We start from the raw sequence: 18795 nt of genomic DNA, 5'->3' as shown, positions 1-18795 counted from the left end.
CTAGAAGGGGCCCCAGTGCATGGCGACGCCTGTCGCAATCGCGACGACGCAGATGACGAACCACGCAAGCAGCAGCGGCATGACGAAGCGGACCCACTTGAAATAGGGGATGCCCGACGTTGCGAGGACAGCCATCAGGACACCGGAAGTCGGGTTGAAGCAGTTGATGAAGCCTTCGCCGAGCAGCACGGCCTGCACCGTGACCTGCCGGGTCAGGTGCAGCGTGTCGCCGAGCGGGGCGAAGATCGGCACGAGCACCGCGGATTCGCCGGACCCGGACGAGATGCCGACATGGATCAGCGCGGCGCTCACGAACATGCAGATCGCCGCCATCGTGGAATCGAGCGGTGCGAGCATGCCGGCGAGCGTGTTGACGATCGGGTCCATGATCCTGCCGTCGGCGAGCACGATCGAGATGGCCCGCGCCATGCCCACCACGAGCGCGCCCTTGACGAGGCCGCCGCAGCCGTGCAGGAAGGTGTCCGCGATCGCGCCCGCGCGCATGCCGCTCACGATCCCGGCGGCGATCGCCATGACGAGGAACATCGCGATCATCTCGGTCTCGGCCCAGTTGCGCGTCGACGAACCGTAGACGAACACCATCAGGCAGACGAGCACGATGCCGACGACCGCCAGTTGCCGAGTGTCGAGCCGTCGCGCGGACGACGGCGCCGGCGGGCGGGCCGCCGAGGGCATCGGGCCGGAAACCGCGGCGTCGGTCGTTCGGCAGGTGCGGATTCGCCAGACGAGAAAGGCGATGGTGGCGATGACGAACGCTGCATAGATGCACACCCGGAACGTCATGCCGGAAAACATCGGCAGGCCGGCCAGGCGCTGCGACAGTCCGGTCGTCACCGGATTGAGGATGCCCGTGTTGAAGCCGGCATACGTGCCCAGATACACCACGCCGGCGCCGATTTCCTTCGGCAGCCGCATCGATTCCGCGAGCAGCAACCCGAGCGGGACGAACGCCACGACCGAATTCGTCACGATGCCCAGTGTGCCGAGCAGCGAGAAGGTGATGCAAATGACGACGACGGTGATGTGCGCGCGTGCGCGATCTCCCCGTTCGACTCGCGCGAGCGCGCTGCGCACCGCGCCCGTCGCTTCGAGCACGGCCAGTGCGCCGCCGGTGAACAGGATCAGGAAGATGATCGGAGCGGACGTGGTCATCCCGTTGGCCAGCGCGACGAACATCGCGCCCGGCGTCACGCCGTGCTGCGCAACCGGCTTCAGGCTGCCCGGCACGACAAAGCGGATGCCGTTGCTGAGCGTTCGCGAAAACTCGCCGGACGGCACGAGCCAGGTCGCGAGGGCGGCCGCCATCAACATGACGAACAGCAGCACATAGGGGTTGACCGGCTCCTTGCCGCCGCGTGCTCGGGCGGGCTGGCGCGGTTGTTCCGCGCGGTCGATCGGCCGGCTGACGTCGTTCATGTTGCTCCTCCGTGGATGTCCTCGAGTGGTAAGCCACTCTGTATTCGGTCCGGCGCGGACAGGGTGCATGCGCTGTTCGGCTCCGGGGCGGAGTATCGGTGAAAACCGGTCTGGAAAGTTGCGTCGGACACTGCGAAAATGTTGCATTGAATGCAACACGGGAGTCCACCTTGGATAGGGACGAACGGAGTCTTTCTGATCGCACGCTGCAGTACCTGGTCGCGATCGCGACGTACGGCGGAATGCGCCAGGCGGCGCTTGGCCTGGATGTGAACGTGTCGACGATCAGCCGGCAAGTGGCCATCGCGGAGCGGGAGCTACGGCTGTCGCTCGTGACGCGCCGCGGCCGGAAAATGGAACTGACGGAAGCGGGGCAGATGGCGGTCGATTACTTTCGCGACTGCGAACGCAACGCCCGCCGGTTTCGCGCGCAGCTCGACGAGTATCGCGGTCTCAAGCGCGGGCAGGTGACGATCGCGGCGGGCGAAGGGGCGGTCGCGAGCCTGGTCGCGATGGTCCTGAAGCCTTTCCTGGACAAGTATCCGGGCATCACCGTGGAATTGCGCACCGGCTCGCTGCCGCAACTTCTCGCGATGACCCGCGAGGATCAGGTCGATATCTGTGTATCGATCGGCGCGACGACGGATCCGACACTGAACGCGCGCCTGTTCCAGAGCGAGCCCATCTGCGCGATCTTTTCGGTCGACCACCCGATGGCGTCGCGCAAATCCGTGAAGATGGAAGCGCTCGCCGACGAGCGTCTGGTCTTCATGCCCGCCGAGTTCGGGCTGCAGGCCCATGTCGATGCGATCCTTGCCGATATCGGGCGCACGTATGTGCCCGCGTTCCGCTGCGACCGGTTTTCGACGGCAGTGGCGATTGCGGCGCAGAATCTCGCCGTCGCGTTCATGACGCGCGGGGCGGCGCAGGAGAGGATTGCCGCAGGGCAGGTCGTCGCGGTGCCGCTCGATCATCCGATCGCACGCTCGTTCGATCGCTATGTGGTCACGCGCGCCGGGCGGCGGCTCGGTCCGGCCGCGAACTATCTGCGGCGGGAAATCGTCAGGTTGATGTCGACCGTGTAGCGGCGAAGGCGGCTTTGACCCGTGTTCCGCCACCACGCGGCGAAGCGGCAAAAAAAGGACCCCGCACGCCGACCAAAGCGTGCGGGGCCAAGAGAGACAATCCGTTGTGCTGCGTGTGCTGCGTGTGCTGCGTGTGCTGCCGGTGCGTTATGCGGCGACCGCTTCCTCTGCTTGCGGCTGCGCGGCGGCAACCGGCGCAACGTCCTGCCGGATCAGGTGGTCGAACGCGCCGAGCGATGCCTTCGCGCCTTCACCCACTGCGATCACGATCTGCTTGAACGGCACCGTCGTCACGTCGCCGGCCGCGAACACGCCCGGCACCGACGTCGCGCCGCGCGCATCGACGACGATCTCGCCGTGCTTCGACAGTTCGACCGTGCCTTTCAACCATTCGGTGTTCGGCACGAGGCCGATCTGCACGAACACGCCTTCCAGATCGATGCGCTCCGTGTCGCCCGAGCGCAGATCCTTGTAGACGAGCCCGTTCAGCTTGCTGCCGTCGCCGGTCAGCTCGGTCGTTTGCGCCTGCGTGACGATCGTCACGTTCGGCAGGCTGCGCAGCTTGCGCTGCAGCACTTCGTCCGCGCGCAGTTGCGCGCCGTATTCGATCAGCGTGACGGCCTTCACGATGCCGGCGAGGTCGATCGCGGCCTCGACGCCCGAGTTGCCGCCGCCGACCACCGCGACACGCTTGCCCTTGAACAGCGGGCCGTCGCAGTGCGGGCAGTACGCGACACCGCGGTTGCGGTATTCGCGCTCGCCCGGCACGTTGATTTCGCGCCAGCGCGCGCCGGTCGCGAGAATGATCGTCTTCGCCTTCAGCACCGCACCGTTCGCGAGGCGGATCTGGTGCACGTCGCCCGGGATCAACGCGTCGGCGCGCTGCACGTCCATGATGTCGACGTCGTACTGCTTCACGTGCTGTTCGAGCGCGGTCGCGAACTTCGGCCCTTCGGTTTCCTGCACCGACACGAAATTCTCGATCGCCATCGTGTCGAGCACCTGGCCGCCGAAACGCTCGGCGACGACGCCCGTCGCAATGCCCTTGCGCGCCGAGTAGATGGCGGCAGCCGCGCCTGCCGGGCCGCCGCCGACGATCAGCGTGTCGAACACAGGCTTGTTCTCGAGCGACTTCGCGGCGCGTTCGCCGGCGCCCGTGTCGAGCTTCGCGAGGATTTCCTTCACGCTGCTGCGGCCCTGGCCGAACGAGGCGCCGTTGAGGAACATCGTCGGCACGGCCATGATCTGGCGCGACTCGACTTCATCCTGGAACAGCGCGCCGTCGATCGCGACGTGGCGGATGCGCGGGTTGATCAGCGACATCACGTTCAGCGCCTGCACGACTTCCGGGCAGTTCTGGCACGACAGCGAGAAATACGTCTCGAACGCGTAGTCGCCGTCGAGCGCGCGGATCTGTTCGACCACGTCGTCGTCGAGCTTGATCGGGTGGCCGCCCGTCTGCAGCAGCGCGAGCACGAGCGACGTGAATTCGTGGCCCATCGGGATGCCGGCGAAGCGGATGCCGGCCGGCTTGCCGGGCTCGCCGATCGAGAACGACGGCTTGCGCTCGGCGTCGTCGCGGCGTTCGGTCACGGTCACGCGATCCGTCAGCGACACAATCTCGTTCAGCAGCGCCAGCAGTTCCTGCGATTTCGCGCTGTCGTCGAGCGAGGCGACGAGTTCGATCGGGCGCGTGATCTTTTCGAGGTACGCTTTCAGTTGGTTCTTGAGATTGGCGTCGAGCATGGCGTTTCGGATTCCGTATTAATGATTCTGGTCGGGCACGTCGTGCCGGAGGAGGGCGCGGGCCGCATGGTGCGGCGGCCCGTTTTCGTGTGTCTCGCGCGCCTCGTGCGAGGCGCGCGGTGCGATCGTCAGATCTTGCCGATCAGGTCGAGCGACGGGGTCAGCGTTTCCGCACCCGGCGTCCACTTGGCCGGGCACACTTCACCCGGGTGCGCCGCGATGTATTGCGCAGCCTGCACCTTGCGCAGCAGTTCGCCTGCGTCGCGGCCGATGCCGTTGTCGTGGATTTCGCACAGCTTGATCTCGCCTTCCGGGTTGATCACGAACGTGCCGCGCAGGGCCATCCCTTCTTCCTCGATCAGCACGTCGAAGTTGCGCGACAGCGTGAGCGTCGGGTCGCCGATCATCGGGTACTTGATCTTGCCGATCGTGTCCGACGTGTCGTGCCATGCCTTGTGCGTGAAGTGCGTGTCGGTCGACACGCCGTAGATTTCGACACCCAGCTTCTGGAATTCCGCGTAACGGTCGGCGAGGTCGCCCAGCTCGGTCGGGCAGACGAACGTGAAGTCGGCCGGGTAGAACACGACGACGGACCACTTGCCCTTGAAGTTCTCTTCCGAGACGGGCACGAAATCGCCGTTGTGGTAAGCGGTTGCCTTGAACGGCTTGATTTGGGTGTTGATGATCGGCATCTGGAGAATTCCTTGTCTTCAGTGGTGAGTGGAGTGTTGCCAGTATCCGGGTTCACCCTGAGTTTGTGAAATTGCTTGTTTCAATCCGGGGCATCGGGATTTTCTATCTGCTTCCGGCCCTTGTTTGTGCGGGACTTGGGAGAGGGGCTTGAGAAGCGTCGGGTGGGTAGCCATCGAATGCAGGCGAGAACGAGGAGCCGCTTGGCGTGATGTGCCGGCGCGAACGGCTGGCGCCTCGCGGGTGCGGGATGGTCGTTTGGTGCGTTCAGATCAGGTGGCGGGAGCGGGCCGAGCACCGCCGCATACGTCGGCTCAGAGCTTGTAGGGCACCCGAACGCCGGGTTCGGTGGCGGGGAAATCTTTCGTGTTGCGCGACACGAGCAGCAGCCCGTTCACTTGTGCCGATGCCCAGACGATTGCGTCGGGCAGGCGTATGCGCCGTTCCTTGCGGATTGTCACGGCACGATTCGCAACCGTGCTGTCGAGTGCGATGACATCGAACGACGAGAGCCATGCCCGGATTGGCGCCTCCTCCTGTGCGGACGTGCCGACCAAGACCTCCATCCACGAGATTGTGCTGATCGCCCGGTAGTCGTAGCGGCCCAGCTCCGCGCGAGCGGATTCCACTCCGCCCAGGTAGTCGATCAGGATGTTGGTGTCAAAGAGGGCTTTTACCATTCTGAGCGCAGTTCTTCCTGATAGGCGAGCCCGTCGATCTTGCGATCTTTCCAAAGACCGAAGACATCGTCGGCGAGCCGGTGCTTGTGCAGGGCAATGTAGGCATCGATCGCGTCGCGGATGATGGCGGCGCGGGGACGGTGTTGAGTGTCGACGATGACGGCCAACTCGTCGAGTTGGCCGTCCGACAGATCGACCAGAATTCGGCTCATGATAGCCTCCGATATATGATATGCATATCATATATACCCGATCGACGATTCGCAAGGTGGTAGCAAGCGAGTCGGTGCAGCGCCCCGCTCAAATCCCCGCCATCTTCCTCAACCACGCCGCCAGCCGCCGTGCGCCGTCCGGCATGTCCGCGTCCTCGCGCGTGCACAGGTAGTAATCGCGCCCGTCGTCGAGCACGTGGTCGAACAGCTTCACGAGTTCGCCGTTCGCCAGTTCGCGTTCGACCAGCGGCGCGCGCAGCAATGCCGCGCCGAGATCCGCGCGCGCGGCGCTCAGCGTCAACTGGCCGTCCTCGAACATCGGCCCCACCGCGTGCGACACGTGCCGTACGCCCGCGCCCTGCAGCCAGTTGACCCACGTGCTGCGATCCTCGTCATGCACGAGCGGTGCGCGCGCGAGATCGGCCGGCGTGCGGAACGGCCCGTGGCGCTTCAGGAACGACGGGCTGCACATCGGCACCATCGCGCCTGGCAGCAGCCGCTCGCAGCGGTAGCCGGGCCAGTCGCCGGTGCCGAAGCGGATCGACAGGTCCGACGCATCGCTGCGATAGTTGCGGTGATGCGCGTACAGCACCGTCACGTCGACGTCCGTGTTGTCGGCCAGGAACGCATGCAGCCGTGGAATGAACCAGCCGATGCCGAGCAGCGGAATCAGGCTGACGGTGATCTGCCGCAGCGACGACCGGTCGCGCACGAAGCGCGTCGCGCTGCGCAGCACCGAGAATGCGGCGCTGATCGAGCGGTAGTAGTCGCGGCCTTCGTCGGTGAGGGCGAGCAGCCGGCCCTCGCGCACCGTCAGCGGCGTCTGGATGAACGCTTCGAGCAGCTGCAGCTGATGGCTGACCGCCGACGGCGTGATGTCGAGCTCGCCCGCCGCCGCGGTGACCGACCCGAGGCGCGCGAAGGCTTCGAACGCACGCACCGCGCGCAGCGGCGGATCGTGCGGCAATTGTTCGATATTTTTCATGTATCGAATTTTATCGAAAAGTCGGGGTGAGCGACAACATGAAAATATCCTTTGTTTACAGGGTAATGTGTTGATGTGTCGAGAACGGCATAAGCATCCAACAATTGGGTATTTGGGGTTTGGGTGCTGAATATTTAATATTTTTCATGTTTTGATCCGATTCAAAGATCCCCGCACATGAAAATCGCTTTCCTTCCCGTCAGCCTCGCATTCTCGGCGGCCGCCCTGGTCGCTTCCGTTCCCGCATTCGCGCAATCCGCGCCGCAGACGGTCCTGATCGGTCTCGCCGCGCCGCTCACCGGCCCGTCCGCGCGGATCGGCAAGGACCTGCAGAACGGCGCGCAACTCGCGATCGACGATGCGAACGCGAAGCATCCGACCATCGGCGGCAAGCCGGTCGTCTACAAGCTCGTCGCGGCCGACGACCAGTCCGATCCGCGCACGGCCGTCGCGGTTGCGCAGCAGCTCGTCGACCAGCACGTGATCGGCGTCGTCGGTCACTGGAACACAGGCTGCAGCGTGCCGGCGTCGCGTGTCTACCGCGATGCAGGCATCCCGCAGATCGCGCCGGCGTCCACCGGCCATCAATACACGCAGCAGGGCTTTGCAACGGCCTTCCGCATCATGGGTCACGACGACGCGGGCGGCAATTTCACCGGTGCGTATGCGGTGAAGACGCTGAAGGCGAAGCGTATCGCGGTGATCGACGATCGCACGTCGTTCGGCGCGGGGCTCGCCGACCAGTTCATCAAGGGCGTGCAGGCGAATGGCGGCGCGATCGTCGATCGCCAGTACGTGAACGACAAGACGACCGATTTCAGCGGCGTGCTGACCGCGATCAAGGGCAAGCGCGCGGATCTCGTGTTCTTCGGCGGCCTCGATGCGCAGGCCGCGCCGATCTCCCGCCGGATGCGCCAGCTCGGCGTGAACGCGCCGCTGCTCGGCGCGGGCGGCTTCGTGAGCCAGACCTTCCTGTCGCTCGCTGGCAAGGACGGCGACGGCGTGACGGCGCTCGAACCCGGCCTGCCGCTCGACCGGATGCCGGGCGGCAAGGCGTTCGACACGCAATACCAGGCACGCTTCCGTGCGCCGATCGAACTGCATGCGCCGTTCGCCTACGACGCGGCTGCCACGCTGATCGCGGCCGCGCAGAAGGCGGGCACGACGCAGCCGGCGAAGCTGGTCGCGGCGGTTCGCGCGATCGACCGGCCCGGCGTGACGGGGCGGATCGCGTTCGACGGCGAAGGCAACCTGAAGGACCCGGCCTTCACGATCTACCAGGTGCGCGGCGGCAAGTGGACCGTCGTCGACGTGCTTGGCGGCTCGCGCACCGCGACCAAGTAAACGACACAGCGCGACACAGCGCGACACTGCGATAAAACGATAAAACGACCCGGACGATCCCCATGACCGAAGCGACCCAGACATCCGCCGCCGCACCCGAGGACACGCGCCTCGGGATCCTCGCGCGGCGCCGCATCGAAGCGGAAATCATCAAGCCGATCTACGAGATCATGAAGCGCGAGTTCGGCGCCGAGCGCGCGCAGGCCGTGATCGCGGAAGCCGTGCGCGGCGCGGCCGTCGATGCCGGCCGCACGTTCGCCGCGCAGGAGCCGGGCGGCACGAGCGTGAAGTCGTTCATCGCGCTGCAGGTGCTGTGGGAGAAGGACGATGCGCTCGACGTCGAGGTGCGGCGCGCGGACGACGCGCACTACGACTACGACGTGCATCGCTGCAGCTACGCGGAGATGTATCACGCGATGGGGCTTGGCGAGATCGGGCACCTGCTGAGCTGCGCGCGCGACAGCTACTTCATCCAGGGCTATGCGCCGGACATCGCGCTCACGCGCACGAGCACGATCATGCAGGGCGGCAAGCGCTGCGATTTCCGCTACGCGCTGCAATCCGCGCCGGAGAACGGCGATGCTTGACGGCAACGGCAACGGCAACGGCAACGGCAACGGCAATGTGGACAACGTGAGCGCGCCGCGCGTCGATGGCGACCGCCTGTGGGCGTCGCTTGACCGGATGGCGCAAATCGGCGCGACACCGAAGGGTGGCGTCTGCCGTCTGGCGCTGACCGATCTCGATCGCGAGTCGCGCGACCTGTTCGTGCAATGGGCGCAGGACGCCGGATGCACGGTGCGCGTGGACCGGATGGGTAACGTGTTCGCGCGCCGCGCGGGGCGCAACCCTGATGCCGCGCCGGTCATGACGGGCTCGCACGCCGATTCGCAGCCGACGGGCGGCCGCTATGACGGCATCTACGGCGTGCTCGGCGGGCTCGAGGTCGTGCGCGCGTTGAACGACGCGGACATCGAGACCGAGCGCCCGATCGACGTCGTGATCTGGACCAACGAGGAAGGCTCGCGCTTCGCGCCGGCGATGGTGTCGGCAGGCGTGTTCTCGGGCGTCTATACGCTCGAATACGGGCTGTCGCGCACCGACGGCGCGGGCAGGACGATCGGCGAGGAACTGGCGCGGATCGGCTACGCGGGCGCGGAGCCCGTCGGCGGCTATCCGGTGCATGCGGCGTATGAACTGCATATCGAGCAGGGCCCGATTCTCGAACGGGACGGCAAGACGATCGGCGTCGTGACGGCCGGGCAGGGGCAGCGCTGGTACGAAGTGACGCTCACCGGAGTCGACGCGCACGCGGGCACGACGCCGATGGAGGTCCGCCGCGATGCGCTGGTCGGCGCCGCACGGATGATCTCGTTCGTCGAGGTGCTCGGCCGCCGTTATGCGCCGTACGCGCGCGCAACGGTCGGGATGATCGAGGCGCGGCCGAACTCGCGCAACACGGTGCCGGGCGGCTGCTTCTTCACGGTCGAGTTTCGGCATCCGGACGATGCGGTGCTCGACGAACTGGACGCGGCGCTGCGCGCGGAACTTGCGCGTGTGGCCGACGAAACGGGCCTCGGGGCGCGGATCGAGCAGATCTTTACATATGCGCCGATCCCGTTTGCGCCGCGCTGTATCGACACGGTGCGTGACGCGGCTCGGGCGCTCGGGCTGTCGCACATGGATATCGTGTCCGGCGCGGGTCATGACGCGTGCTATGTGGCGCGCGTCGCCCCGACGGGGATGATCTTCGTGCCGTGCGTCGACGGGCTGAGCCACAACGAGGCCGAAGCGATCACGCCCGAGTGGGCGGCGGCGGGGGCGGATGTGTTGTTGCGTGCGGTGTTGCAGAGCGCGCAGTGACGGGCGGGGTCCGGCGGCTGCATGGCGGCCGGATCACCCGGATTTTTTCCACGACGCGAATATGGTCCCGATGGTTCGCGTCAGACTTGCGTCTGCCTGCGCTCGAGACGCCGCCGCATCACGTAGAACGCCGTGTCCGTGCGCCCCGGCATCGTCATCAGTGAAGCATCGGGCACGAAACCGAGTTTTTCGTAGAACCGGTAGGCCGATTCGCGGGCGGTGCACCAGACGAGCTCCGCACCGTGCGTTTGCGCATGCCTGACGGCGATCTGCACCAACACGCGCCCGAAGCCCATGCCACGAACCTCGGGTTGCACGGCCATACCCCTGAGCCGCCACGCGGCATGCGCAGGATCGTCGTCGCGGCGTTCTTCGCGCAACGACGCGACGGCGACGATGCCCGCCGGATTGCGTATCGCGAGGTGCAGTGTCGTCGCCTCGATATCTCCCGGTAGTTCGCACGCGTCCAGGTTGCCGTTCAGAAGGATCGCGGCTCTAAGAGGGTAAGTCTGTTCGGCTTGAATCAGCGAAATGCTGAACAGCGTGTCGTGGGTCACCATGTGTTGTCCTGTTGATGCCGCGATGAAGTGGCGCGCATTTCGCTGGCGACCTCTGCCGCTGGCAGAATCGCCGATTGCGCTCGCATCTTCTCCTTACATTGGCATCGAATCTTGAGTCGTCTCAGACTCCATTCTCTCAGACGTTGCAGTCCCCCGAAACAAAGCGCAACGATTCCTCGATTGGAAGGGCGCTCGTGCTGGCAGTGTGGTGTGCGCGTAGTTCATTGATCAATCGGTCGCGGCACGATCGGGGGGCGCAGCAGAAACCGTCACGTTGAAGCGATTGTTTCGGATTGTTGCGTAGCGGCGACCGAGGTCGGCTGAACCGAGTGCGCTTTTTCCGACTATCTATCAGAGGTTTTTTGAGATGCTTATTGCGGATAGCATCTGACATATTGTCAGTGGATATCCGTAAATATGTCGACGAATTTGTCACCTAGATGCGTCATGGAGAGTCGTTTTATTACGCATGGGGTATCAAGGCGTACCCTTGGCGTGATGGATCTGGTTTCCATGCAGTGCGGTGCTATCAAGCTGTTGCGCAACGTTACGTTGTCGATCACTACGGCGAAGGCATGTTTATCACGTTGTCTGAGTCGCTACGCCACGGGTTCCTGATGAAACCGCTTCCATGTGAAAGTTCGATCCGTCTCGAGGCAGTCAATGTTTTGCCATGCTAATCAACCAACAGTTCTATTTCGGAGGAAATTCGGTGCTTTGAATTGCATCGTTTGACCAACCACCTTCAACTCGAGCGGTTCGGGATTTTGCGCGATGCGATCGGTTGAGCCGTGCGTAGCCAATCTCCGTTGGCAGATCACTTTGTACGCGTCGGCGATCCCGTGTGGGTGCGAATCGCGTCGGCCCGGGCATAAGGAGAATTGAACATGGCAGTTTCCGTTCAACTGAACGAATGCGCGAAGCAGACCGCGCAATGCGATCCCACCCGATGTAAGTCGTGCAAGCGTACGGGCATTCCGATTTTGCCGTTGCGCAAGGCAGTGACGCCGATCCTAGGCAAGCGCCCGATGTCGATGGAAGCGTCTGGCTTCAATGAATCGTTGCGGATGCTGCGTGCGGGCTATGTGTATGTGCTGCTCGACGGAAAAGTCTGGCAGGCGTACCAGGTGACCTATCAGGGCGCGCTGCGCCAGTTCGATCCGCTGCAATCGCCCCCTTTCGATGCGGACGGCGCCATCCCGCCGCTTCCGGAAAGCTGCATCAGCAACGGCGACGAGGTTGCTGCGGCATTCCTGAACATCGGAGCCGGTTTCAAAAAAGCGCAAGTTGCATTCGCGAACGATCCGTGGCCGAAGGAAGTGCTGGACGCATACCGCACCGGCAAGTCGCCGATGTCACGCTTTTCGACCTACGACATCGCGAAGCTGAAAGCGGATCCGTCGAACGCCGGGAGCGATGCCGACAGCAAGGCGATGGGGCTGACGCAGATGACGGAGCTCGGTTCGAAGGTCTGGGAGTTCGTGCCGGATTCGGTGGATTTCCAGAGTGCGCATGGGTTTTATGCGCGCGCGCACCGGGCGGCGGCGATGCAGGCGTTCGTGACGTCGGGCATTGCGAAATATCAATTCCGGAAAGGTGTGCCGGTATTGATCCTGCCGGATCCGGTCGGGATGGTGCAGGAGTACAACAGCTTGCGCATGTGCTGGATGCGGGCGCTTCAGGAGTATGCGGCCGATCCCATGAGGCAGTACCGGCTCTTTACGTCCCAGGCATTGCTGGAACTGAAGAAGGTAGAAGCGGGGTGGGCGCAGCAGGAGGGGAAGGCCGCGGCGCAGGCAGAGGTCAAACGGGTCAAGGACTGGAACGCAAATCCGGTGCTGGGGAACAAGGCCGCATTGCCGCCCGTCGATATGGATCGGTTTGCCGCGCAAACCACCAAACAGAATACGAAGGATTATCACGAGCGGCTCGAGGGCGAATACGACGAGAAGGCGCGCAAGAAGTTTCAGGCCGAGTACGACAACGCGATCAAGCACTACGAGGCGCAAATCGATGCGTTCGGCAAACACCGGGCTAGCTGGTGCGGTTCGGAGAGCTGGATACGCCAGTGCGAGCACGATTACGACGGTGGGAACCTGAAGTCGGGATCGTGGCATGCGTACGCGAACATGATGGCCATCTGTGTAGCAGGTGGCCCGTCGGGTGCGCCGGCGAAGCGCGATCCGAAGGATCCAAAGACGCCACCGCAACTGATTGACGAGACACAAAAGCGTTGGGAAACGTGGCTGAACGATCGGAACAGTCCGGTCTACAAGGCGTTGTCGGCGAAGAACAAAAACTTCCTGGCCGACCTGTTGCCCAGCTCAGGCGAGCTGAACGATTCCGGGAAGTTGTATACGGCCATTCGCTACGCGTTCGAGAGCAAGGATGTCGGCAAAGCATTCCTGCAGGCGAAGATCCAGCACACGGCCGGCGTGTTGCTGATGGCGGTGAACAGCGCTGCAATCGGCCTGTCGAGGAATCTGTCCGATAACGTGTCGCTGCGGGTTCGGAACTTGAATATCGGCTGCAAGTTTCTGTATGAGCGCACGTTGCCGACGCGGTTCCTGGTGGAACTGACGCTGACGGAATACATGTCGAAGCTTTCGGAGACACTGCATCAAGGAATGGCGACCAGCGGCAAGAAAGTGCGCTCGTTGCTGCTGGGCGGCTTGATTTCGATCCCGGATCCGAAGCTCAGAAATACGGTAATCAAGGTGACGGGTTGGGCGATGGACAGTGCCGAATCGGTACAGAAGACCTTGCAAGGCCTGGCGAGCAAGCCGGTTGGCGAAGCGCTAGCGGTTGGTAGCCTGTCGATGCGCTCCGTGTCGATCGTAGAGGCGTTTGATCCTGCGGCCAGGAAATTCTTTGGGACAGTGAAGATGAAAAGCGCCGATGCGGTGAAGTTTACGAGGAACACGGCGGTGACGATGCACCGGAGATCGGGGCCGCAGAGCCTGCTGATTTCGGCGGTGGCGCTTTATCTGTCTTATGACAGTTTGAAAAAGTCTCTGGACGATGTGAATACGAAGGTGGGAGCGAAGTATCCGGAGGCGGCGATCGGAGCGTGGTCGGCATCGGTCGGGGCGCTGGCGGCGGTGACTGAGACGGTGGGGGTATCGCTGAAGGCGTTTGCGAGTGGCGCGAGGACGGCGGCGAGAGCGGGCGGAGGATCGCGTGCGACGGTAGCGACATTGAAGAATGTGGCGGATGTGGGTGGGAAGCTGGTGACGGGAACGGGGGTTGTGTTCGCGGCGCTGTCGTTTGTGGATGCGGCGCAGAGTGCCACGATGATGATGCGGGCAGGGAAGCAGGGTGACGCTATTGCGAGCGGCGCATTCAAGGCATCTTTGGTACTCAATGCACTTAGTGGTGCTTTTGGCGTTTATGCTGCTTACATGAGTAGTGCGTTCCTTGGGGCGACATTCGTTCTGGGACCATTGGGGATTGCCGTATTTCTTGCTATTACGGCCTATGCAGTGACTAAATGGGGGCAGGCCAAAGAGGCAACACCGATTGAACTGTGGGCGCGCCGGTGCGTTTTTGGAATTAATAAAGGAAACTTGGTTTCGTGGAAAAAAACGGAGCAGGCAGGTGATGCAGTGGCCACATTGAATGCGGCGTTGTTGGGGTTTAGTGTCGATGTGGGATTTGAGTCAGAATGGGATGCGGTGAGCAGTATGGGAGATGTTGACACCGTAACAGCGAGCCACCAGACGCTGAACTATCGAATAGTGATGCCGAATTTTGATCCTGTTAGTTCAGCTTATGCCTACGCCATAACCGTGATCCGTCGTGGTGGGGGGGAGCAAGTATTGACTGCCGGCCAGAAAAATATGGAGCCGCTGGCGTGCATTCAACCACCGCCGAATGGAAAATCTGACTACGAAATCGGCGCATTGGCGGCCAACATTCCCAAGCTTTCGAAGTCAGGCGATCCGAAAATCGTGAGTGGGAAAATTCATCTGACCACGAATAGCAAGATCCGTAATGTATCGATTACGGCACGATTCTACAAGGACCGTATGGACGAATACGGATTTGCTGAAATCACGACTCAGGATCAGTTGCAGTGACGATTCGACCAAAGCTGAACCCGCCTGCTCGGGGCTGGCAGGTTGATCTGCCCGAGCCGAATGACGTTCCGAATGAGGAGCCAAGTTTGGATGGCTACGCACCGAACCATCTAGATGATGTCTATTTAGAATTGCATCGTTCATTTTTGAGCATGAGGGGTGTTTTGCTTTTTATAAATATTTTTTTGATTCCAATGATGATTTGGTATTTTTTTGGTTTGGTTGATGTTCCTGGAAATGTGGCGCTAATATTTATCGAAATAATGACTTTTTTGATCGGGGTGTGGGGGGTGTGTGCGACGCTCCGATCTGATATATCCCCTCCCCGTGATCTCCCGCTGCGTTTCAATCGCTTGCGTCGCAAGATGTATGCGTATGAAATCGACGTAGTGTGGTGGAACCCATTCATTCGTTGGCCGATCCGGGCGGTTGCCTACGATTGGGATGACGTTCGGGCCGAAGCCTGGCAAAAACAAGGGGCGATCAACGGAGGTCATACGATGAAGTGGGGCGTGGTGCTGTCGATAGTGAAGCCAGGGACGAACAAGGTAATTGATCGGTTCCAGTTAGGAGCGAAAGGGGATGGCGAGGCAGCGTGGGCATACATCTGCACGTACATGCAGGAAGGCCCCGGCGCCCTGCCACCATCAGATTATCCGTCGCGCGATGACGACAACGCGCGCACACTCAATATCGCGTACCTCCTTGCTCCGAAGGTGAAATGGCCCGCTGAGATGGACATCGAATCGCGCACAGCGCCAACTGAGTAGTCTTGTTACGATCCGTTAAACGGCGCCTGCTCGGTGACGATACGCAAGTGTTGACCGGGCACCAGAAAAATATGGAGCCGTTGGTGCGCATCCAATCACTTCATAATGAACATGTTGGCTACGAACTCGACACGTTGGCGCCCGACGTTCCCGTGCCTCCTAAGTCGAGGGGGGCGAAAATCGCGAGCGGGAAATTCATCTGGCCCCAGCGAGCAGAATCAACGATGTATCGATTGTTGTGCGATTCTATAAGGACCGTATGGATGCGTACGGTTTTGCGGAAATAACGATTCAGGAACAGTTGCAATGACGATTCCACCCAAGCTGAATCCGTTTATAAGCGGCTGGCAGGCTGACTTGCCCGAGCCGAAAGACGTTCCGATTGAGGCGCCAAGTCTGGATGGCTATGCTCCCAACCATCTGGATGATGTCTATCTGGAGTTGCCGCGCTCATATCTCCGTTTGAGAGGTGTATTGGTTGTGATTGGCCTAATTGATATTCCATTGCTGAGTTGGAGTGCGGCGGGATTTTTTGAGAATATTGGAGATGTGAGTAATGTGGTGGTGGGCGGGGCGATTTCGTCAATTTTTATCTGGTGTGTATTGGTAATGCTTCGCGCGGATGTCTCCCCTCCTCGGGACCTTCCTATTCGTTTCAACCGTTTGCGCCGGAAGATGTATGTGTACGAAATCAACGCAGTGTGGTGGAACCCGTTCATCCGTTGGCCAATCCGGGCGGTTGCCTACGATTGGGATGTCGTTCGGGCTGAAGCCTGGCAAAAACAAGGTGCGATCAACGGCGGTCATACGATGAAGTGGGGCGTGGTGTTGTCGGTCGTGAAGGCGGGGACGAACGAGGTAATTGATCGGTTCCAGTTAGGGGCGAAGGGGGATGGCGAAGCAGCGTGGGCATACATCTGCACGTATATGCAGGAAGGCTCCGGCGCGCTGCCACCATCGGATTATCCGTCGCGCGACGACGACAACGATCGCACACTCAATATCGCGTACCTCCTCGCTCCGAAGGTGAAATGGCCGGCTGAGATGGACATCGAATCGCGGACAGCGCCAACTGAGTCGTCTTGTTACGATCCGTTAAACGGGTGACGATACGCAAGTGTTGACCGGGCATCAGAAAAATATAGAGCCGTTGGTGCGCATCCAACCACTTCCTAATGGACAGGTTGGCTACGAACTCGACACGTTGGCGCCCGACGTTCCTGTGCCTGTTAAGTCGGGGATCCGAAAATCGCGAGCGGGAAAGTCTATCTTGGCGAGGGCAGCAGGATTGATGTGGTGTCGATCAAGGCCCGGTTCTATAAGGGCCATACGGATGAATACGGTTTTGCTGAAACCACGTCTCAGGATCAGTTGTGATGGCAATTCGACCCAAACTCAATCCCCCCGTGCGCGGCTGGCAGGCTGATTTGCCTGAGCCAAATGATATTCCGAATGTGGAGGCAAGTCTGGATGGCTATGCACCTAATCATCTGGATGATGTCTATCTGGAGTTGCCTCGATCATATTTGAAGTTGAGAGGGCTTTTAACATGGTTGGCTGTCGGGATGGTGTTGTCTTTTTTGTTCATGTATTCAAATTATATATTTGAAGGCGTGGAGTCGTTTTTGTTGTTTTTTGTTTTATTTGATTTATATGTTTTGTGCGTTTTCTTAATAATTCGCATGGATATATCGCCTCCGCGTGATCTCCCGCTGCGTTTTAACCGCCAGCGCCGCAAGATGTACGTGTACGAGATCGATGTCGTGTGGTGGAACCCATTCATCCGCTGGCCGATCCGTGCGGTTTCCTATGACTGGGACGACGTTCGAGCGGAAGCCTGGCAGCAACAAGGTGTGATCAACGGTGGTCATACGATGAAGTGGGGCGTGGTGTTGTCGGTCGTGAATCCGGGTACGAACGAGATAATTGATCGGTTCCAACTGGGGGCGAAGGGAGACGGCGAAGCAGCGTGGGCATACATCTGCACGTACATGCAGGAAGGCCCGGGCACGCTGCCACCGTCGGATTATCCGTCGCGCGACGACGACAACGATCGCACACTCAATATCGCGTACCTCCTTGCTCCGAAGGTGAAATGGCCCACTGAAATGGACAACGAATCGCGGACGGCGCCAACTGAGTCGTCTTGTCGCGATCCGTCAAGTGGCTCTTGTTCGGTGGCGGGACGCAAGTGTTGACCCGTCGACGTGGATCGATTCGTCGTGCAAGTTGCGAAACGGAACGCGAAGGATTATCACCAGCGTCTGGAAGACTTCTACGATGAAAACGATCGAAAGAAGTTTCAGGCCGAGTACGACAGCGCGATCAAGCATTATTAGCACGTTAAGGTCCAACACTTCCACGCCTGCTAAGTCAGGCGGCCCGAGAATCGTAAGCGGGAAAATTCATACGACTTCTAATAGCAAAATCCGTGACGTATCGAACGTTGCTCGATTCTATAAGGACCGTATGGATCCGTACGGTTTTGCTGAAACCACGACTCAGGATAAGTTGCAGTGACGATTCAACCCAAGCTGAACCCGCCTATGCGCGGCTGGCAGGCCGACTTGCCTGAGCCGGATGATGTCCCGAATGAGGAGTCAAGTCTGGACGGCTACGCGCCGAACTATCTGGACGACGTCTGTCTTGAGCTGCCGCGTTATTTTTCGAACGCGAGAGGGGTGATGGTCTGGTTGAATTTATTTTTCATTCCATTTTTAATTTGGATGTTTTTTGAATATTTCGAAGGATTGAATGAATTTGGTGAAATATTTGTTGGGATTTTTGTCGCAATAATTTGCTTTTGGATCGTGTTGGTGACACTGCATGCGGATATATATCCTCCACGTGATCTCCCGCTGCGCTTTAATCGCTTGCGCCGCAAGATGTATGTGTACGAAATCGACGTGGTGTGGTGGAACCCATTTACTCGCTGGCCGATCCGTGCTGTTGCTTACGGTTGGGACGATGTCCGAGCCGAAGCGTGGCAGCAACAAGGCGTGATCAACGGTGGTCATACGATGACGTGGGGTGTCGTGCTGTCTGTCGTGAAGACAGGCACGAACGAGGTAATTGATCGGTTCCAGTTACGGGCGAAAGGGGATGGCGAAGCAGCGTGGGCATACATCTGCACGTACATGCAGGAAGGCCCCGCCGCGCTGCCACCATCGGATTATCCGTCGCGCGACGACGACAACGCGCGCACGCTTAATATTGCGTACCTACTTGCTCCGAAGGTGAAATGGCCGGCTGAGATGGACATCGAATCGCGGACGGCACCCACCGATCCGGCTTGCTGAGAGGCAGTGATGGGTTCGACGCGGTAACAATGCGGCCCGAACTCC

General features: G+C 61.0%; 16 protein-coding genes. 9 read left to right on the top strand and 7 right to left on the bottom strand.

The features are described 5' to 3' along the window. Positions 1 to 1437 (bottom strand): YfcC family protein, encoded by a 1437-nt coding sequence (locus tag HAV18_RS04850; protein WP_166953310.1) that lies wholly within the window; start codon positions 1435 to 1437, stop codon positions 1 to 3. 170 nt (positions 1438 to 1607) lie between these two features. Here HAV18_RS04850 and HAV18_RS04845 point away from each other — a divergent pair, with 170 nt between their 5' ends. Continuing rightward, positions 1608 to 2522, top strand: coding sequence for a LysR family transcriptional regulator (locus HAV18_RS04845; RefSeq protein ID WP_166953309.1), 915 nt, complete (start codon positions 1608 to 1610; stop codon positions 2520 to 2522). A 147-nt stretch (positions 2523 to 2669) separates the two neighbouring features. Here HAV18_RS04845 and ahpF read toward each other — a convergent pair whose 3' ends face one another. The 5 genes from ahpF to HAV18_RS04820 all read right to left on the bottom strand — a co-directional run bounded on the left by ahpF (position 2670) and on the right by HAV18_RS04820 (position 6835). Then, positions 2670 to 4268: an alkyl hydroperoxide reductase subunit F gene (gene ahpF / locus HAV18_RS04840; protein WP_166953308.1), complete on the bottom strand. Its 1599-nt coding sequence runs from the start codon at positions 4266 to 4268 to the stop codon at positions 2670 to 2672. A gap of 128 nt (positions 4269 to 4396) precedes the next feature. Continuing rightward, a complete protein-coding gene (gene ahpC, locus HAV18_RS04835) occupies positions 4397 to 4960 on the bottom strand; it encodes an alkyl hydroperoxide reductase subunit C (protein WP_006488685.1) in 564 nt (187 codons plus the stop codon). Between the two features lie 312 nt (positions 4961 to 5272). After that, a complete protein-coding gene (locus tag HAV18_RS04830; RefSeq protein WP_166953306.1) occupies positions 5273 to 5638 on the bottom strand; it encodes a type II toxin-antitoxin system VapC family toxin in 366 nt (121 codons plus the stop codon). Continuing rightward, on the bottom strand, positions 5632 to 5850 hold the full coding sequence (locus HAV18_RS04825) for a CopG family transcriptional regulator (RefSeq protein ID WP_166953304.1): 219 nt from the start codon (positions 5848 to 5850) through the stop codon (positions 5632 to 5634). The genes HAV18_RS04830 and HAV18_RS04825 overlap by 7 nt, the downstream gene beginning before the upstream one ends. 88 nt (positions 5851 to 5938) lie before the next feature. After that, positions 5939 to 6835 carry a LysR substrate-binding domain-containing protein gene (locus HAV18_RS04820; protein WP_027782765.1) on the bottom strand — a complete coding sequence of 299 codons (897 nt, stop codon included), beginning with the start codon at positions 6833 to 6835 and terminating at the stop codon, positions 5939 to 5941. Positions 6836 to 7012: 177 nt separating this feature from the next. Here HAV18_RS04820 and HAV18_RS04815 point away from each other — a divergent pair, with 177 nt between their 5' ends. The 3 genes from HAV18_RS04815 to HAV18_RS04805 all read left to right on the top strand — a co-directional run bounded on the left by HAV18_RS04815 (position 7013) and on the right by HAV18_RS04805 (position 10042). Further along, the gene (locus tag HAV18_RS04815; RefSeq protein ID WP_166953303.1) at positions 7013 to 8179 is read left to right on the top strand and encodes a branched-chain amino acid ABC transporter substrate-binding protein; all 1167 of its coding nucleotides are present in this window, start codon (positions 7013 to 7015) and stop codon (positions 8177 to 8179) included. Positions 8180 to 8241: 62 nt separating this feature from the next. Next, entirely contained in the window at positions 8242 to 8766 is a 525-nt protein-coding gene (locus HAV18_RS04810) for an L-2-amino-thiazoline-4-carboxylic acid hydrolase (RefSeq protein ID WP_059530128.1), read from the top strand. After that, positions 8759 to 10042, top strand: a complete 1284-nt coding sequence (locus HAV18_RS04805; protein ID WP_208101687.1) for a Zn-dependent hydrolase — start codon at positions 8759 to 8761, stop codon at positions 10040 to 10042. Before HAV18_RS04810 ends, HAV18_RS04805 begins: the two co-directional genes overlap by 8 nt. Before the next feature lie 80 nt (positions 10043 to 10122). Here the strand turns inward: HAV18_RS04805 and HAV18_RS04800 are convergent, their stop codons facing one another. After that, the gene (locus tag HAV18_RS04800; RefSeq protein WP_166953302.1) at positions 10123 to 10602 is read right to left on the bottom strand and encodes a GNAT family N-acetyltransferase; all 480 of its coding nucleotides are present in this window, start codon (positions 10600 to 10602) and stop codon (positions 10123 to 10125) included. 887 nt (positions 10603 to 11489) lie between these two features. On the opposite strand from HAV18_RS04800, the gene HAV18_RS04795 reads away from it, so the two are divergent. From HAV18_RS04795 to HAV18_RS39575, 5 genes are all read left to right on the top strand, one after another. Then, a complete protein-coding gene (locus HAV18_RS04795) occupies positions 11490 to 14681 on the top strand; it encodes a T6SS effector BTH_I2691 family protein (protein WP_166953300.1) in 3192 nt (1063 codons plus the stop codon). After that, positions 14678 to 15451: a DUF6708 domain-containing protein gene (locus HAV18_RS04790; RefSeq protein WP_243771538.1), complete on the top strand. Its 774-nt coding sequence runs from the start codon at positions 14678 to 14680 to the stop codon at positions 15449 to 15451. Before HAV18_RS04795 ends, HAV18_RS04790 begins: the two co-directional genes overlap by 4 nt. 306 nt (positions 15452 to 15757) lie before the next feature. Further along, positions 15758 to 16558: a DUF6708 domain-containing protein gene (locus HAV18_RS04785; RefSeq protein ID WP_243771537.1), complete on the top strand. Its 801-nt coding sequence runs from the start codon at positions 15758 to 15760 to the stop codon at positions 16556 to 16558. Positions 16559 to 16827: 269 nt separating this feature from the next. Continuing rightward, the gene (locus tag HAV18_RS39580) at positions 16828 to 17649 is read left to right on the top strand and encodes a DUF6708 domain-containing protein (RefSeq protein WP_208101685.1); all 822 of its coding nucleotides are present in this window, start codon (positions 16828 to 16830) and stop codon (positions 17647 to 17649) included. 318 nt (positions 17650 to 17967) lie between these two features. Continuing rightward, on the top strand, positions 17968 to 18750 hold the full coding sequence (locus tag HAV18_RS39575; RefSeq protein ID WP_208101683.1) for a DUF6708 domain-containing protein: 783 nt from the start codon (positions 17968 to 17970) through the stop codon (positions 18748 to 18750). The last annotated feature ends 45 nt before the right edge of the window (positions 18751 to 18795 follow it).

Origin of the sequence: Burkholderia sp. D-99 (genome assembly GCF_011605345.1) — a bacterium.
Classification (GTDB): Bacteria; Pseudomonadota; Gammaproteobacteria; order Burkholderiales; family Burkholderiaceae; genus Burkholderia.
Note: the sequence above shows the minus strand (reverse complement) of the source record. Positions and strands in the feature narration are given on the sequence as shown.

Bases quoted from the DNA above. Each gene is read 5' to 3' on its own strand.
- HAV18_RS04850 (WP_166953310.1), bottom strand. From the start codon at position 1,437: ATGAACGACGTCAGCCGGCCGATCGACCGCGCGGAACAACCGCGCCAG.
- ahpF (WP_166953308.1), bottom strand. From the start codon at position 4,268: ATGCTCGACGCCAATCTCAAGAACCAACTGAAAGCGTACCTCGAAAAG.
- ahpC (WP_006488685.1), bottom strand. From the start codon at position 4,960: ATGCCGATCATCAACACCCAAATCAAGCCGTTCAAGGCAACCGCTTAC.
- HAV18_RS04830 (WP_166953306.1), bottom strand. From the start codon at position 5,638: ATGGTAAAAGCCCTCTTTGACACCAACATCCTGATCGACTACCTGGGC.
- HAV18_RS04825 (WP_166953304.1), bottom strand. From the start codon at position 5,850: ATGAGCCGAATTCTGGTCGATCTGTCGGACGGCCAACTCGACGAGTTG.
- HAV18_RS04820 (WP_027782765.1), bottom strand. From the start codon at position 6,835: ATGAAAAATATCGAACAATTGCCGCACGATCCGCCGCTGCGCGCGGTG.
- HAV18_RS04815 (WP_166953303.1), top strand. From the start codon at position 7,013: ATGAAAATCGCTTTCCTTCCCGTCAGCCTCGCATTCTCGGCGGCCGCC.
- HAV18_RS04810 (WP_059530128.1), top strand. From the start codon at position 8,242: ATGACCGAAGCGACCCAGACATCCGCCGCCGCACCCGAGGACACGCGC.
- HAV18_RS04805 (WP_208101687.1), top strand. From the start codon at position 8,759: ATGCTTGACGGCAACGGCAACGGCAACGGCAACGGCAACGGCAATGTG.
- HAV18_RS04800 (WP_166953302.1), bottom strand. From the start codon at position 10,602: ATGGTGACCCACGACACGCTGTTCAGCATTTCGCTGATTCAAGCCGAA.
- HAV18_RS04795 (WP_166953300.1), top strand. From the start codon at position 11,490: ATGGCAGTTTCCGTTCAACTGAACGAATGCGCGAAGCAGACCGCGCAA.
- HAV18_RS04785 (WP_243771537.1), top strand. From the start codon at position 15,758: ATGACGATTCCACCCAAGCTGAATCCGTTTATAAGCGGCTGGCAGGCT.
- HAV18_RS39580 (WP_208101685.1), top strand. From the start codon at position 16,828: ATGGCAATTCGACCCAAACTCAATCCCCCCGTGCGCGGCTGGCAGGCT.